The sequence below is a fragment of the Ensifer aridi genome, from assembly GCF_002078505.1.
Classification (GTDB): domain Bacteria; phylum Pseudomonadota; class Alphaproteobacteria; order Rhizobiales; family Rhizobiaceae; genus Sinorhizobium; species Sinorhizobium aridi.
The window spans coordinates 467,028-481,548 of sequence record NZ_LUAV01000004.1 but is presented as its reverse complement, the minus strand read 5'-3'; the positions used below and the strand labels follow the sequence as shown (position 1 = coordinate 481,548).

Genomic DNA, 14,521 nt, shown 5'->3' with positions numbered 1-14,521 from the left:
CCGAATGAACGCGCTATCCCACTTTGACGACGGAACTGTGACAGTCAATCCGGCCGGCCGGCATTTGCCAGCTCCTCCAAGACTTCTGCGGCGAGCGCGCGCGTCAGCCGCGTGCCGCGGGCGAGCGCCATATGATCGAGCCGCTCGACGATCGTCTGGGCCGCCTCCAAGGAGCGCTCCATACGCGCGACGATATAGCCGACGAGGCGTTCGTCGACGAGAAGCTGGCGGTCGGCGAAGAGCTTGATCAGTACCTGCGTCAGCAACTCGTCGTCGGGCTCGCCGATCTCGACGACGGTGGCGGCCTTCAGCCGGGAACGCAGGTCGGGAAGGGTCACCGGCCAGGACATCGGCCACAGCCGCGACGTCATCAGCAATGCCGTGCCGTTCTGGCGCACGCTGTTGATGACATGGAAGAGCGTCGTGTCATCGAAGCCCTCACGATCGGCATCCTCGAAGAGAACCGGCCTTAACGCGGCGATGTCGGCGGCATTCGATCCGGCGACGGGATGGATCGCCTCGGCTCCCGCTTTCTCGCGCCAGATGCTCGCGAGATGCGATTTGCCGGAACCTACCGGTCCGGCGATGATGACGACGGGGGACGGCCAATCCGGCCAGTGATCGACGATGGCGATGGCCGCGCTCAGCCGGTCGGAAACGAGCAAATCCTCCCGACCCGTAGCCGGATCATGGCCGAAGACGAGCGGCAATTGTTCGTGAGGGGGTCTTGTCATGCTTTGCTCTGGACGATGGCATTCAGCGGGGGTCGTTGCCTTCCTGCTGGTTCGCCGCCGTCCTATGCCCGTGATAGAGATCGCTATCAAGGTACCGCTGTATGCCGAAGCGAACAAGGACGCCGATCGCCGCCGCCGCCGGCACCGCGACGAGAAGGCCGACGAAGCCGAAGAGCGCGCCGAAAGCGAGCAGTGCGAACATCAGCCAGACGGGATGGAGGCCGACGCTCTTGCCGACCAGCTTCGGCTGGAGAATGTTGCCCTCGAGAAACTGACCGGTGAAGAAAACGACGAGGACGAGCGCGATCCATATGTAGTCCGGCCAGAACTGGACGAGCGCGACGCCCACGGCAAGGACAAGGCCGACCAGCGAACCGACATAGGGGATGAAGCTGATCATGCCGGCAAAAAAGCCGATCAGCAGCCCGAAATTCAGACCGACCAGGGACAGGCCGACGGCGTAGTAGACGCCGAGGATAACGCAGAGCGATCCCTGGCCGCGAACGAAGCCGGCGATCGTCACGTTCATGTCGCGGGCGATCTGACGCACGACCTCCACGTGGTCGCGCGGAATCCAACTATCTACTTTCTCGACCATGTGATCCCAGTCGAGCAACAGATAGAAGGCGACGACCGGCGTAATGATGAAGAGCGACAGAATGTCGAGCAGCGCCATGCCGGAGTTCCAAAGCTGCTGGAACAAGGTGCCGAGGAAGAGTGCGCCCTGCTCCAGAAGCTTGGCCGAATTCTCTTTGATCGCGGCCATCTGACCCTCGAGCCAATCGGGCACGATGGTCGACTGGGTGGTGTCAGTGATAAAGGCTTGGAGCCGGGCGACATAGCCGGGCATCTTCTGGATGAAATCGGCGGCCTGCGTGAAGATCAGCGGTATGATGATCATCAGTGACAATGCGAAAATGACGACGAAGGCGACCAGAATGACGATCGTCGCCATCAGGCGGCTGAGGCCCAGCCGTTGCAGCCGGTCGGCCACCGGGTCGAGGAAATAGGCGAGCGCCATGCCGGCGAGAAATGGCAGCAGGATGGAACTGAAGATCGTCAGGAAGACGATGAAGCCGGCGAGCACCAGAAGCCAGAAGAAAAGCTGGCGCTGAAGTCCCAAACCGCTGACCCGATTGCCCATGACGTTCCCCGTCGCGCGTCCGACACACCGTGCCGCGTGTCCCTTCGTCGGACGAGATAGGGTGCGGCGTGCGCGGAGGTCAAGCCCGACAGCCCTCAATCCGCTGTCTTGGTGCTCGGCGCCAGAGGGACAAGGGCAAAAACGTGAAAAAAGACCGCAATGCCGGCCTCTCCGCTTGCACTCCTCGGGCTCTCGTGCCAATCGCATCCGCAATACGCGACGAGCCCTTGGAGAACGAGCATGAGCCAGTCGGGAAAGAACGGCCTCACCTATAGCGATGCAGGCGTGGATATCGATGCCGGCAACCTGATGGTGGAGAAGATCAAGCCGCACGTACGCTCGACCCGGCGTCCCGGCGCTGACGGCGAGATCGGCGGTTTCGGCGGCCTTTTCGATCTCAAGGCAGCGGGTTTCTCCGATCCGGTCCTGGTTGCCGCGAATGACGGTGTCGGCACCAAGCTCAAGATCGCGATCGATGCCAACAAGCACGATACCGTCGGCGTCGACCTCGTCGCCATGTGCGTCAACGATCTCGTCGTGCAGGGCGCCGAACCCTTGTTCTTCCTCGACTATTTCGCGACCGGCAAGCTCGATCCCGACCAGGGCGCGGCGATCGTCGCAGGCATCGCCGCCGGCTGCCGCGAGGCGGGCTGCGCACTCATCGGCGGCGAAACGGCCGAGATGCCGGGCATGTATTCCGGCGGCGATTACGACCTCGCCGGCTTCGCCGTCGGCGCGGCCGAGCGCGGACAGCTTCTGCCGGCGGGCGACATTGCCGAAGGCGACGTCATCCTCGGCCTCGCTTCCTCCGGAGTGCATTCGAACGGCTATTCGCTGGTGCGCAAGATCGTTTCGCTGTCGGGCCTTGCCTGGGATGCGCCTGCCCCCTTTGGCGAAGGGACGCTGGCGGATCTCCTGATGACGCCGACCCGCATCTATGTAAAGCCGCTCCTGAAGGCGATCCGCGAGACCGGCGCGATCAAGGCACTGGCGCACATCACCGGCGGCGGCTTCCCCGAGAATATTCCGCGGGTGCTGCCGAAGCACCTCGCCGCCGAGATCGACCTCGACGCCATCAAGCCGCCGGCCGTTTTCTCCTGGCTGGCCAAGACCGGCGGCGTTGCCGCCAACGAGATGCTGCGCACCTTCAATTGCGGTGTGGGCATGATCGCCGTCGTTCCCGCGGCGGAAGCGAACAGGGTCGCTCAGGTGCTTGCCGGCGAAGGCGAAACGGTCTTCACGCTCGGCCGCATGGTTGCCCGCGCCGAGGGCGCGGCCGGCACGATCTACAAGGGCAACCTCGCCATATGAGCGTGACCGAGGATAGAAAGAAAAGGATTGTCGTCTTCATCTCCGGCGGCGGTTCCAACATGCTCTCGCTAGCGAAGGCTGCCGCGGCGCCGGATTTTCCGGCCGAGATCATTGCCGTCATCGCCGACAAGGCGGATGCGGGCGGCCTCGAAAAGGCTGCAGCACTCGGCATTTCTACCTTCTCCTTCGTGCGCAAGGACTTCCCCAGCAAGGAAGCGCATGAAGCGGCGATCCTTGCCGAGCTTGACCGGCTCCGGCCGGATTTCCTTTGCCTTGCCGGCTATATGCGGCTTCTTTCCGCGGTCTTCATTCAGCGCTACGAAGGACGGATCCTCAACATCCACCCGTCGCTGCTGCCGCTCTTCCCCGGGCTTCACACGCACCAGCGCGCGATCGACGCCGGCATGAAGATTGCGGGTTGCACGGTGCATTTCGTGACCGAAGGCATGGACGACGGCCCGATCGTCGCGCAGGCCGCCGTTCCGATTATTCCGGGCGATACGCCGGAAACGCTTGCCGCGCGCGTCCTCACGGTCGAGCATAGGACCTATCCGCTGGCGCTGCAGCTTGTTGCGGAGGGCAAGGTGCGGATGGAAGCGGGACGCGCGATAAGCGAGGCCGTCGGCGAAGCATCGAGCACGCTGATATCGCCCGCCGCCCGATAGCTACGGTACAGACGTAGCCGCCCCCTCATAACTACAGCCCTTGCTTCTGACCTAGGCGGATCACTTCGCCGTTGCGAGCCGCCGATCGAGCGCGTCGAGGACCCGGCGGGTCAAGGCCGGATAGTCGCCGTCGAAATGGTGGCCGCCGTCGATCGCAACCACATCGACGCCGGATGGCTTCAGGTCCGGACAGGCGTCGTCCTCTTCTTCCGTGCCGTAGATGCACTGCACGAGAGACGGGTCGATCGCCTTCACATCGTCCACCGGGTCGCCCGCACTCCCCTCGCCTTCGGCGCCGAGCCAGCCGAGGACGGATATCTTGTAGTCGGCCTGATGCGACAGCGCCATGAGCGTCACCTGGCGCACGCCGGCGCGGGTCGCGGGTGGAAGCAGATTGTAGGTGCGCGGCAGGATATCGGCGCCGAAGGAATATCCGATCAGCAGCACGTTGCGGACATTCCAGCGCTTTCGATAGTAGCTGATGATCCGGGTGAGATCGTCGGCGGTCGCCTGCGGCTGGCGCTGCGACCAGAAATAGCGGAGCGAATCCACCCCGACCACCGGCACACCTTGCTGCTGCAGGGCATTGCCGACCTCCCTGTCGATATCGCGCCACCCACCATCGCCGGAATAGATCACCGCCATGGTGTCGCGTGACGGTTTCGCGTCGAGGACGGTGAGCGGCAGACCGAACGGGTTGTCTGCTTCGTCGCCCTCCTTCAGATATTCCGAGAGTGCGCCGGACAGGGCGGCATAGGCGTCGTCCTCTGTGTTCGCGGTTTCGATGTCCGGGTGCTTCGCAACGAGCGCGGCAACATGTTGGCGCCTCTCGGCGGACGCCGAGGGTGTGAACGTGACGCTGACCGGATCCGGCAAGGGTCCGTCGGTCAAGCCATAGACCATGCGGTCACCCTTCGCCACCTTCTCGGCCGGAGTGCAGAGTTGCTTGCTCAAGGGAATGCCCTCTTCAGGGTCGACCGCGAAGGTCTTACCGATCGTCGCGGCGGGAGATTGGGCGGCGATCGCCAGCGCCATGGCGCCGCCGGCGCCGACCCCGGCGACGACCGGCGGCCGATAGGCACCGCTGCCGGCGGCACGTTGAACCTGCTGGCTCAAGGATTCGATATCCGAGACGGTGTAGATGCAATCTCCGTCGTCCTTGGCGAGCGCTGCCAGATAGGCCTTGAGGTCGATGCCGACGACGAGTGCATTCTCGCCGGAAAGCGAGCGCGCTACGGCATTTTCCTTTTCGGTCCAGCCGTCCGCGCCGGAAAGCAGCACGACGAGCCCGGATGCGTCTTGCTTCGGGAACAATATATGCGGCGATGGGATCATGCCGGTGTCGAATCTCGCCTCTTCGGCCGCTGAGGGGAGGCTCGCCGCCGCGGCAATCAGCGCCGCCAGGGCAGCGCCTTTCCAGATTCTCGCCATGCGGGTCATTTCTTGATCACTCCCTTGATGCCGCCGCCGATCAGGAACGTCGCGTCCATGAGCGCGAGGATGGGATTGAGACCGCCGCTCGCCGCCAGATAGCGCGGCTGCCAGTGCGGGTGGAACTTCGACTTGAAGGCGCGCAGACCTTTGAAGTTGTAGAAACGCTCGCCGTGCTCGTAGAAAGTCCGGCCGGCGCGGTCCCAGACCGGCGCCGTGCTGCGGGAGGACATGCCGGAAAGCGGCGCCATGCCAAGATTGAAACGCCGGTAGCCTTGCGCCTTCAGGTATTCCATGAGCTGCGCGAACAGGAAGTCCATCGACCCCTTCGGCGCTTCCGGCGAAAAGCGCATGAGGTCGACCGACCCCTCCTCCCTCGTGCCCGTGAGGAGGATGTTGGCGAAGGCGACGATGCGCCCCTGGCACTTAAGGATCGCGACCGGCTGCGTCACGAGATATTGCGGATCGAAGGCGCCGAGCGAAAAGCCCTTCTCCCGAGCATTGTGATGCGCAAGCCAGGCATCGGAAATGGCAGCGAGTTCCGGGAGGATGGCCGGCACGTCCGCGGGCTCCACCACCGAGAACTCCAGACCATCGCGCTGGCCGCGGCTCACCTGGTGGCGCAGGGTCGCCCATTTGCCGCCCTTCATCTCGAAGCGCGTGAGATCAACCTCTGCAAGCTCACCGAGGCGGAAAGCCCTCAAGCCCGCATCGGCGTAATAGGCAAGCCCGCGCGGCGAAACCTGATAGAAGACGGCCCGGCAGCCATTGGATCGTGCCGTCTCGATGAACTGCCAGATGAGGTCCGGCCAGGCTTCCACCGGACCGACAGGATCGAAAAGCGCGACCCAGGAGCGCCCCCAGCGGCCGTACATGATGAAGGCGCGGCCGTCGGCAGAGAACATGATGCTCTTGTCACCCATGCGCACGAGATTGGCGTCGGACACGTCCTGGGCCTCAAGGATGGCGATCGCCCGCTCCATATCCTCGTTGGAGGCAGGCGCGATCGCAGTCGCGGCCGGACGCATGAGACTCCAGATCGCCACCGCGCTCGCGCCGATCGTCACCCCTAGCAGCGCGCGAAGACCACGCGGAGCCTCCGCCGAGAATTCGAACTGCCACCAGAGTTCGTGGCTGTATTCGACGTTGCGATAAACGAAGAGCAGGACGACGAAGGCACCGAGGCAGATGACGCCGAGGGCAGTAAGCCAGGGCAGCGTCAACGCTTGGCCGAAGAGCGAGGCCGGACGAACGAAGAGACGGCGGCTCGCGAGCAGTCCGACAAGGAAGAAGGCGAGCATGCCGGCCTCTCCGAGCGCCACCGCCTTCACCAATGAAAGCAGGAGCGCCACGAGCGCGATCAAGATCGCCGCCCACCAGGCGCCATCAAGCCGCAGCGCCAGCCCTCGCGCCACGATGAAGAGCGCCAGCCCGAGCAGGCTCGCGAGGAAATGCGCTCCTTCCACGATCGGAAGAGAGACATAGTTCGCGAGGAAGGCCAGGTTCTCGTCCGGCGTTGGCGTCACGCTCGACAGCACCAGCATGAGAGAAAGCACCAGTGCGAGCGTGGCAAGCAGAAGCGGCGTCATGCGGCCGCCGGCACGGCGCAGGCTGGACGCGGCCGGATGGCCGGCGAGCTGGCGCAGCTCGATCCCGACGATCACAACGAGCGCGACCAGGAGCGGCAGGACGTGATAGATCAGACGGTAGAGGACGAGGGCGCCGAGGATCGCGTCGACATCGGCCGCATGCCCAAGGGTCGCGACGATCACAGTCTCGAAGACACCAAGCCCCGCAGGCACGTGGCTGAGCACGCCGAGCCCGACGGCAATCGAATAGATTGCAAGAAAAGCCGGCCAGCCGATCGTTCCGCTCGGCAGGAGGACATAAAGAACAGTCGCGGATGAGGCAAGATCGAGCGCCGTCACCAGGAACTGGCGCGACGATGTCCTGGAATCCGGCAGGCGCAGGGTGAAGCGCCCGATGCTGAACGCATGGCCGCTGCGCCCGGCTGTCAGGACCGCGAGCAAGCCGGCGAGCACGACGGCGGCTATTATGCGCAGCCAGAACGCATCGAGGCCGGTGAGCGGCGCGACGTACTCACCGACGGCAAGCAGGCTCAGACACGTGACGGCCGCGAGGCCCAGCCCGAAGGCGAGCGTCACGAAGGCGATGACGCGGCCAATGTCGTCAGGTTCGAGGCCGAGCCGTGAATAGGATCGATATCGGATCGCGCCGCCGCTCAACGGGCCGAAGCCGGCGGTGTTGCCGACCGCATAGGCGCAGGCGGCCGTCAGCGCGACGTCGGCATAGGGGAGCTTGCGCCGGATATAGTCGAGAGCGCCGACGTCGTAGAAAGTGAGCGCCAGGAAACTCAGGCCGGTGAACAGGATGGCCGCAGCCACCGAACGCCAGCTCGTACCGGCCAGTGCCGAGACGACGTCCTCATATTGCACCTCTGCCGTCAGATGAAAGATCGCGGCTCCGAAGAGCGCGATCACGACCAGCGTGCCGATGGCGGAAAGATAGCGTTGGTTGCGCCTCAGGAACGGCCGCCATCCCCTCTCGACCAGTTGATCTTGTGCTTCAATCTCATGAGAGGGAGAGGACGCCATGGTTCGACCGTGCCGTTGAAGAAGACACGAGCGGTTTAGCGTAGTGCGGCCCTGACAAAAAGTGAATTATCGGTAATGTACGTCGTTTCAAAGGGTTAAGCTGCAAGCGCGGTACGGTTCAACATCGCCCATTGCAGGAGCATGATGGTCTTGGCGTCGCAAATCTCGCCGGTACCGATCATGGCGACGGCCTCCTCGAAGGGAATTTCCAGCACTTCGATGTCCTCACCCTCATGGGCAAGTCCGCCGCCGGCGGCCACCTTCTTGGAGATGTCGATGCGGCCGAGGAAGAAGCTTGTGCGCTCTGTTATCGCGCCGGGGCTCATATAGGCGTCGAAGAGATGCATGGCGCTTTCGATGCGGTAGCCGGTCTCCTCCATGGCTTCACGGCAGATCGCGACTTCCGGCTCCTCGCCATCGAGAAGGCCGGCCGGCGTTTCGATGAGATACGCAGGCTCCCCCTGCATGAAGACCGGGATGCGGAGCTGGCGGACGAGAACGACCACCTGCCGCTCCGGATCGAAGAGCAGGATCGTCGCCGCGCGGCCGTGGTCGTGCACCTCGCGCACGAGCCGCACAGTGCTGCCGTCGGACATCTGTTGTTCAAGGGTGATCTGCTCAAGATTAATGAAGCCATTCCAGAGCGTTCGGCGATCGATGATCCGACAGCGCGAGTCGACGGATTTCGTCATTGGTAATCCTTGTTCGAGGATGGGCGTAGTCACGCCCGGCTTATCCAAACCCGGTTGTCGTGGAACGCCGCGCCGCCATAGGGCGCGACGGCGTCGGCTCCGGTCAAGACGTTTATCCCTTCGCCGTCGAGATGGGCGCCGTTCGGCCAAAGCCCTTCGGCGATGACGACGCCCCGGCGGGCGCCGCCGCCGATTTTCGCATGCAGGCGGATCTCACCGCGCTCGTTGCCGAGCCTTACGATATCGCCGTCGACAATGCCGAGTTCGGCGGCATCCTCCGCATGGACCATGACCTCGGGCCGGCCCTCCTTCTCGATCGAGGACGGGGTTTCGGAGAAGGTCGAATTGAGGAAGGAGCGGGCGGGCGAGGTCGCCAGACGGAACGGATGGCGCTCATCCGTCACCTCGATCAGTTCGACATGATCGGGGAACTGGGGAAGACGGCCGTGCGGCCCCTGCAGCCCCATCGACTGCGGCGGCCGGTTGGGCGCCGGCGTGCCGGTCCAATCCGCCTTGAAGCGGAACTTGCCGTCCGGATGGCCGAAGCCATTGACAAAGTGCGCCTCCTCGAAAGCCGGTTGGCAATCGAGCCATTTCCGCTCTTTCATCTCCTCATAGCCGATTCCGTAATTGGCGAGCAGCCGGTCGATATGCTGCCGTTCCGTCAGGCCGAAGCCTGGACGGTCGGCTATGCCGAGACGTTTTGCCAGTTCCTCTATGACGAAGAGGTTGGTGCGCACCGTCGGCGGCGGCTCGACGATCTTCGGGCCGATGAGGATGTGCTGATGGCCGCCGCCGCGATAGAGATCGTCATGCTCCAGGAACATGGTGGCCGGCAGGACGATATCCGCAAGCTGCGCGGTATCGGTCATGAACTGTTCGTGCACGGCGACAAAGAGATCGTCGCGCAGAAAGCCCTGCTTCACCAGCCGCTGCTCCGGCGCGACATTGACCGGATTGGTGTTCTGGATGAGCAGTGCCGTCACCGGGCCGCGATGGCGCAGCGCTTCGGCGTCGCCGGTCAAGACGCGGCCGATCTGCGACTGGTCGAGCATGCGCACGCCGGGATCGTGCAAAGCGGTGCCGACGAGCTCACGCTTGTCCAGCTTGAAGATGTCGTTGTTGGAATGGAAGGCGCCGCCGCCCTCATGATTCCAGGAGCCGAGCACGGTCGGAACGCAAGCGGCGGCGTGGATCGCCACGGAGCCGTTGCGCTGCCGGGTGAAACCGTAACCGAGACGAAAGTAGGTCCTGGGCGTGGTGCCAACGAGCTTGGCGAAGGCTTCGATCTCCTCGACCGCGAGGCCGGTGATGGCGGAAGCCCACTCCGGACCGCGGGTCTTCAGATGCGCCTCGAGACCGGCTGGATCGTCGGCGAATTTCGCCATGTAGTCCCGGTCGGCATAGCCGTCGCGGAAGGCGATGTGCATGACGGCGCAGGCGAGCGCCGCATCGGTTCCGGGCTTCAGGACCAGGCTCATATCGGCCTGCTTGACGGTCGGGTTGTCGTAGATGTCGATGACGACGATCTTGGCGCCGCGCTCCTTGCGCGCCTTCACCGCATGCGTCATCACGTTGACCTGGGTGGCCACCGCATTGGTACCCCAAATCACCACGCAATCGGCCTTGGCCATTTCGCGCGGATCCGGACCGCGCAAGGCTCCGGTCGCCATGGTAAAGCCGGTCCAGGCCATGTTGGTGCAGATCGAGCCGAAGAAGCCGGAATAGCGTTTGGCGTGACGTAGCCGCTCGATCGAATCGCGCTGCACCTGTCCCATCGTGCCCGCATAGAAATAGGGCCAGACCGCCTCCGAGCCGTGCTTCTGCTCGGCCTTGAGGAACTGGTCGGCGATCTCGTCGAGCGCCACCTCCCAGGAAATCTCCTGCCAGTTCCCCTCGCCCTTCGCGCCGACGCGACGCTGCGGCACCATCAGCCTTCCGGGATGATAGATGCGCTCGGCATAGCGCGCCACCTTGGCGCAGATGACGCCGGCCGTGTAGCTGTTTGCGGCGGCGCCGCGCACGCGGCCGATCCGGCCCTCCGCTGTCAGGTCGACTTCCAGCGCACAGGCCGACGGACAGTCATGCGGACAGACCGAATGGCCGATCGATTTTTCTGCTTTGATTGGGCTCGCAACGTTCATGGCTTTTCTATATGGCATCCCTAAATAGGCTCAAAGCCCCATTCGCCATCCATCGAAACAATTGATCGCAGCCATCGGCGGCTCTTATGAACTATCGTCATATCTACCACGCGGGCAACTTTGCCGACGTGTTGAAGCACGCGGTGCTGGCACGGCTCGTCACTTATCTCAAGCAGAAGGATAAGGCCTTCCGTGTGCTCGACACCCATGCTGGGATCGGGCTCTATGATCTTTCGAGCGAGGAAGCGCAGAAGACCGGCGAGTGGCGCGAGGGCATCGGCCGGCTGATCGAGGCCGAGCTTCCCGCACCTGTCGCCGAAATCCTTGCGCCCTATCTCTCGGCCGTTCGCGATCTTAATCCGGCCGGAGGACTTACGCTCTATCCGGGTTCTCCGAAGCTTGTCCGCATGCTGTTTCGTCCGCAGGACCGGCTATCGGCCATGGAGCTGCATGCCGAGGATTACGAAACACTGCACCGGCTGTTCGAAGGCGATTTCCAGAGCCGAATCACCCGGCTCGACGGCTGGCTGGCGCTCGGCGCTCATCTGCCGCCCAAGGAAAAGCGCGGCCTCGTTCTCGTCGACCCGCCCTTCGAGGTCGAAGGGGAATATGAGCGGCTGGTCGAGGGGTTAGCGAAGGCTCATCGCCGCTTCGCCGGCGGCATCTACTGCCTCTGGTATCCGCTGAAGAAGGGCGCACCGATCAAGAATTTTCATGAGGCGCTGAAGGCATTGGAAATCCCGAAAATGCTCTGCGCCGAACTTTCGGTGCGCAGCGACCGGGACGTCACGGGGCTCGCAGGATCGGGCCTGATCGTCGTCAACCCACCCTATACGCTGAAGCGCGAACTCGATATCCTCCTACCATTCCTGAAGGGACGGCTGGCCCAGGATCGTTTCGCGTCGGCACGCTCCTTCTGGCTGCGCGGTGAGACACCTCTCAACTGAGGGCCTTGACGGATCAGGCCTGCTAGCCTCAATCTCTCCATACGATTCAGGGAGATGGCCATGACTTGCAAGCTTGCCGCAATGCTTCTGACCTCGCTTTCCCTCGCCGCCGGTGCGGTCAGCAGCGCCGCGGCCGCTGACTTTGCCGAGCCTGCCGTCGTCAAACCAACCTACGATATTGGCGTTTGCGGCGAGCCCTCCGTGCTCGGCTTCATTACCCGGCGCTTTGACTACAAGGCGGCCAACTATCTTCACGCGAACATCGCGATCGCCGAGATCCGCGACATGGGTCTCAGTCGATACGAGCCACGCGACTACACGCATCTCGTGGAACGCGAATATTGCTACGGAACGGCAGTGACTACGGACGGCGTGCGGCGCCCGCTCTGGTATCTGATCGAGCGACCCTGGGGCTTCGCCGGTGTCGGCAGGAGTATCGAGTTCTGCATCGGTGGCCTTGACCCGTGGTATGTGTACGGCGCGAATTGCGCTTCGCTTCGTTGATCGTGGCGGACAAGCTGCCGCCGGCAATCGTCGTCCTTCTCACGATCGTCGGCTGCAGCAATGAAGACGGCAGGAACGCAGCGTCGAATTCCAGCGGCGATAGCCCGGCAGCGGTGGCCAAAACAACCGTCCCCGTCGGGACGGGTTTCGATTTCTATGTCCTTTCCCTCTCCTGGTCGCCGACCTGGTGCGGCGCGAATGACCCGAAGGGGAAATCCGATCAATGCGAAGCCGGCAATGATCACGGGCTGATCGTGCACGGGCTCTGGCCTCAAAATGAAAACGGCTATCCGGGATATTGCGCTACCCGCCAACCGGACCGCGTGCCCGAATCGCTCGGGCGGCAATATTTCGATCTCATTCCGTCGATGGGCCTGATCGGCCATCAGTGGCGCAAGCACGGCAGCTGCTCCGGGCTCAGTCAGCGCGACTATTTCGCAGTTACGCGCGCAGCCCGAGAGAGGGTTTCCATCCCTCCCGAATTGGCGTCCGGCGGACGCCGCGACCTCGCCGTATCGGCGATCGAGGCCGCCTTCGCTGCGAAAAATCCCGGAATGACACGGGAGACGATCGCTGTTACCTGCGAAGGCATGCTGCTTGAAGAAATCAGAATCTGCTTCGATAAGGAACTGAACTTCCGGGCCTGCCCTGAAGTGGATCGCCAAGCCTGCAGGCGAGACACGGTCTTGCTGCCTGCCGCACCATGACAACGGAAAGACACAGGATGAAGATACTCTACTCGCCCGCCTCCCCCTATTCGAACAAGGTCCGCATGGCCGCCCATCACGTCGGTCTCGCCGCCGAGAGTGTTCTGACCGACACCAACGCCAATCCGCCGGAGCTGATCGAGAGCAACCCGCTCGGCAAGATCCCGACGCTGATCGCCGCGGACGGCCAGGCGATCTACGACAGCCGGGCGATCATGCACTTCATCGACCGCGAAGCGAAGGGCAAACTCTACCCGAAGAGCCCGGCAAAGCGCACCAAGGTCGAGATCTTCGAGGCGCTCTGCGACGGCATTTGCGACAGTCTGCTTGCGATCGTCTACGAGAAACGCTTCCATCCGCCGGAGAAGGTGCATCAGCCCTGGATCGACCGGCAATGGGAAAAGGTGGAGCGGGGGCTCGATTATCTCAACGCGAACCTGCCCAAGACAAGCGGCAAACTCAATGCCGGCCACTTCGCGCTGGCAGCCATGCTGCGCTACATCGAGCTGCGCTTTGCCGGCGAATGGCAGAACGGGCGGCCGCAGCTCGAGAAGTGGCCTGCCAAGTTTGAGAAGCATTTTCCCGACTATTCGAAGTTCAAGGCGTGAAAAAACTTACGCCATGAAAAAAGGCCGGGTCGCCCCGGCCTTTTTTTGCGATCCCGTTGTCCGGATCAGAACTTGACGCCCATACCGAGACGGACGCTGTGCTCGTCGTAACCGGAGGAGACGGTCGTGCCGCCGGTGCGGAAGTCCTTGGAAGCGTAGTCCGTGTAACGGTATTCGGCACGCGCTGTGATGTTGTCGGTGACGAAGGTTTCGGCGCCGACACCGGCCGTCCAGCCGACGAGGGTCTTGTCGTCGGAACCTGCGGGCGTCTTAAGCTCGGCATTACCAAGGGCAACACCTGCCGTGCCGTAGACCAGCACCGGATTGAGGTCGACGCCGACGCGGCCGCGGACCGAGCCGTTGACGCCCTGCTTGACGCGGCGCCCGCTGGAATGGGAGTCGTTGCCGGCATAGTTGACGTCGGCTTCACCGCCGTAGACCATCTGGCCGTTCTGAACGTTGTAGCCGCCATAGAGACCACCGCCGAAGCCGGCGGAGGTGTTGCCGCCGGTCGCATCGGCCTCGCCATGGTGCCAGTTTACCGTGCCGCCGACATAGGCGCCGGACCAGTTCTTGACTGCCGGTTCGGTGTATTCGGCAGCCGGGGCGGCCGGGACTTCGTCAACCGCATCTGCGGCGTGGGCGGCCTGGAAGGCAACGAGAGCCATGGCCGAGGCCATGAGGGTGGTGGTGAGCGTACGCATACTATTCTCCTTTTCGAACCAGCGTTCCGTTGCAGTTGTTCTTCAACGAAACACCGGACATCTGTGATTAACCCGCCCGGTTGGCTCGAAATTGATCAGGAAATGCGGAATCTCAAGAGCCAAAATGTGAAATTTTGGTGGCTCGAACACGGCCAAACTTGGATGTTGCACCGCAGACACAGGGGTTTTATTAACCATAACTCAAGATTAACGAAATATATACTGTAACATTACGAAATAATGCAAATTACGCCGATCACATTAATTTTTCAGAAATGAATCGTTCGGGGAGAGGTTCAGCCGACCGCTTCTTGC

Annotated in this window: 13 protein-coding genes; 6 read left to right on the top strand and 7 right to left on the bottom strand. The window is 63.0% G+C overall.

Annotation, left to right across the window (positions count from 1 at the left end; all coding sequences use genetic code 11):
• Positions 1 to 44: 44 nt before the first annotated feature.
• Positions 45 to 734, bottom strand: coding sequence for a DnaA regulatory inactivator HdaA (gene hdaA / locus AYK65_RS05970; RefSeq protein WP_026612595.1), 690 nt, complete (start codon positions 732 to 734; stop codon positions 45 to 47).
• Between the two features lie 22 nt (positions 735 to 756).
• The gene (locus tag AYK65_RS05965; RefSeq protein WP_026612596.1) at positions 757 to 1,878 is read right to left on the bottom strand and encodes an AI-2E family transporter; all 1,122 of its coding nucleotides are present in this window, start codon (positions 1,876 to 1,878) and stop codon (positions 757 to 759) included.
• A gap of 240 nt (positions 1,879 to 2,118) precedes the next feature.
• Here AYK65_RS05965 and purM point away from each other — a divergent pair, with 240 nt between their 5' ends.
• Together purM and purN are read left to right on the top strand one after the other, a co-directional pair.
• On the top strand, positions 2,119 to 3,189 hold the full coding sequence (gene purM, locus AYK65_RS05960) for a phosphoribosylformylglycinamidine cyclo-ligase (protein WP_081158039.1): 1,071 nt from the start codon (positions 2,119 to 2,121) through the stop codon (positions 3,187 to 3,189).
• Positions 3,186 to 3,854 carry a phosphoribosylglycinamide formyltransferase gene (purN, locus tag AYK65_RS05955; RefSeq protein ID WP_026612598.1) on the top strand — a complete coding sequence of 223 codons (669 nt, stop codon included), beginning with the start codon at positions 3,186 to 3,188 and terminating at the stop codon, positions 3,852 to 3,854. Before purM ends, purN begins: the two co-directional genes overlap by 4 nt.
• Positions 3,855 to 3,914: 60 nt before the next feature.
• On the opposite strand, the gene AYK65_RS05950 is transcribed toward purN, so the two are convergent.
• From AYK65_RS05950 to AYK65_RS05935, 4 genes are all read right to left on the bottom strand, one after another.
• Positions 3,915 to 5,294: a virulence factor gene (locus AYK65_RS05950; RefSeq protein WP_046118342.1), complete on the bottom strand. Its 1,380-nt coding sequence runs from the start codon at positions 5,292 to 5,294 to the stop codon at positions 3,915 to 3,917.
• Positions 5,291 to 7,900 (bottom strand): bifunctional lysylphosphatidylglycerol flippase/synthetase MprF, encoded by a 2,610-nt coding sequence (mprF, locus tag AYK65_RS05945; RefSeq protein ID WP_046118343.1) that lies wholly within the window; start codon positions 7,898 to 7,900, stop codon positions 5,291 to 5,293. Before mprF ends, AYK65_RS05950 begins: the two co-directional genes overlap by 4 nt.
• Before the next feature lie 95 nt (positions 7,901 to 7,995).
• Positions 7,996 to 8,592: an NUDIX domain-containing protein gene (locus AYK65_RS05940; RefSeq protein WP_026612601.1), complete on the bottom strand. Its 597-nt coding sequence runs from the start codon at positions 8,590 to 8,592 to the stop codon at positions 7,996 to 7,998.
• A 29-nt stretch (positions 8,593 to 8,621) separates the two neighbouring features.
• Positions 8,622 to 10,754, bottom strand: coding sequence for a molybdopterin-containing oxidoreductase family protein (locus AYK65_RS05935; protein ID WP_046118345.1), 2,133 nt, complete (start codon positions 10,752 to 10,754; stop codon positions 8,622 to 8,624).
• A 68-nt stretch (positions 10,755 to 10,822) separates the two neighbouring features.
• On the opposite strand from AYK65_RS05935, the gene AYK65_RS05930 reads away from it, so the two are divergent.
• Genes AYK65_RS05930 through AYK65_RS05915 form a run of 4 tightly spaced genes read left to right on the top strand, consistent with a single transcriptional unit; the run spans position 10,823 to position 13,502 of the window.
• Positions 10,823 to 11,683 carry a 23S rRNA (adenine(2030)-N(6))-methyltransferase RlmJ gene (locus tag AYK65_RS05930; protein ID WP_026612603.1) on the top strand — a complete coding sequence of 287 codons (861 nt, stop codon included), beginning with the start codon at positions 10,823 to 10,825 and terminating at the stop codon, positions 11,681 to 11,683.
• Between the two features lie 60 nt (positions 11,684 to 11,743).
• Positions 11,744 to 12,187: a hypothetical protein gene (locus tag AYK65_RS05925; protein WP_026612604.1), complete on the top strand. Its 444-nt coding sequence runs from the start codon at positions 11,744 to 11,746 to the stop codon at positions 12,185 to 12,187.
• Positions 12,148 to 12,894 carry a ribonuclease T2 family protein gene (locus AYK65_RS05920; RefSeq protein WP_244559950.1) on the top strand — a complete coding sequence of 249 codons (747 nt, stop codon included), beginning with the start codon at positions 12,148 to 12,150 and terminating at the stop codon, positions 12,892 to 12,894. The genes AYK65_RS05925 and AYK65_RS05920 overlap by 40 nt, the downstream gene beginning before the upstream one ends.
• 17 nt (positions 12,895 to 12,911) lie before the next feature.
• Positions 12,912 to 13,502: a glutathione S-transferase gene (locus tag AYK65_RS05915; protein ID WP_026612606.1), complete on the top strand. Its 591-nt coding sequence runs from the start codon at positions 12,912 to 12,914 to the stop codon at positions 13,500 to 13,502.
• Between the two features lie 65 nt (positions 13,503 to 13,567).
• Here the strand turns inward: AYK65_RS05915 and AYK65_RS05910 are convergent, their stop codons facing one another.
• A complete protein-coding gene (locus tag AYK65_RS05910; RefSeq protein ID WP_026612607.1) occupies positions 13,568 to 14,206 on the bottom strand; it encodes an outer membrane protein in 639 nt (212 codons plus the stop codon).
• Positions 14,207 to 14,521 lie beyond the last annotated feature (315 nt).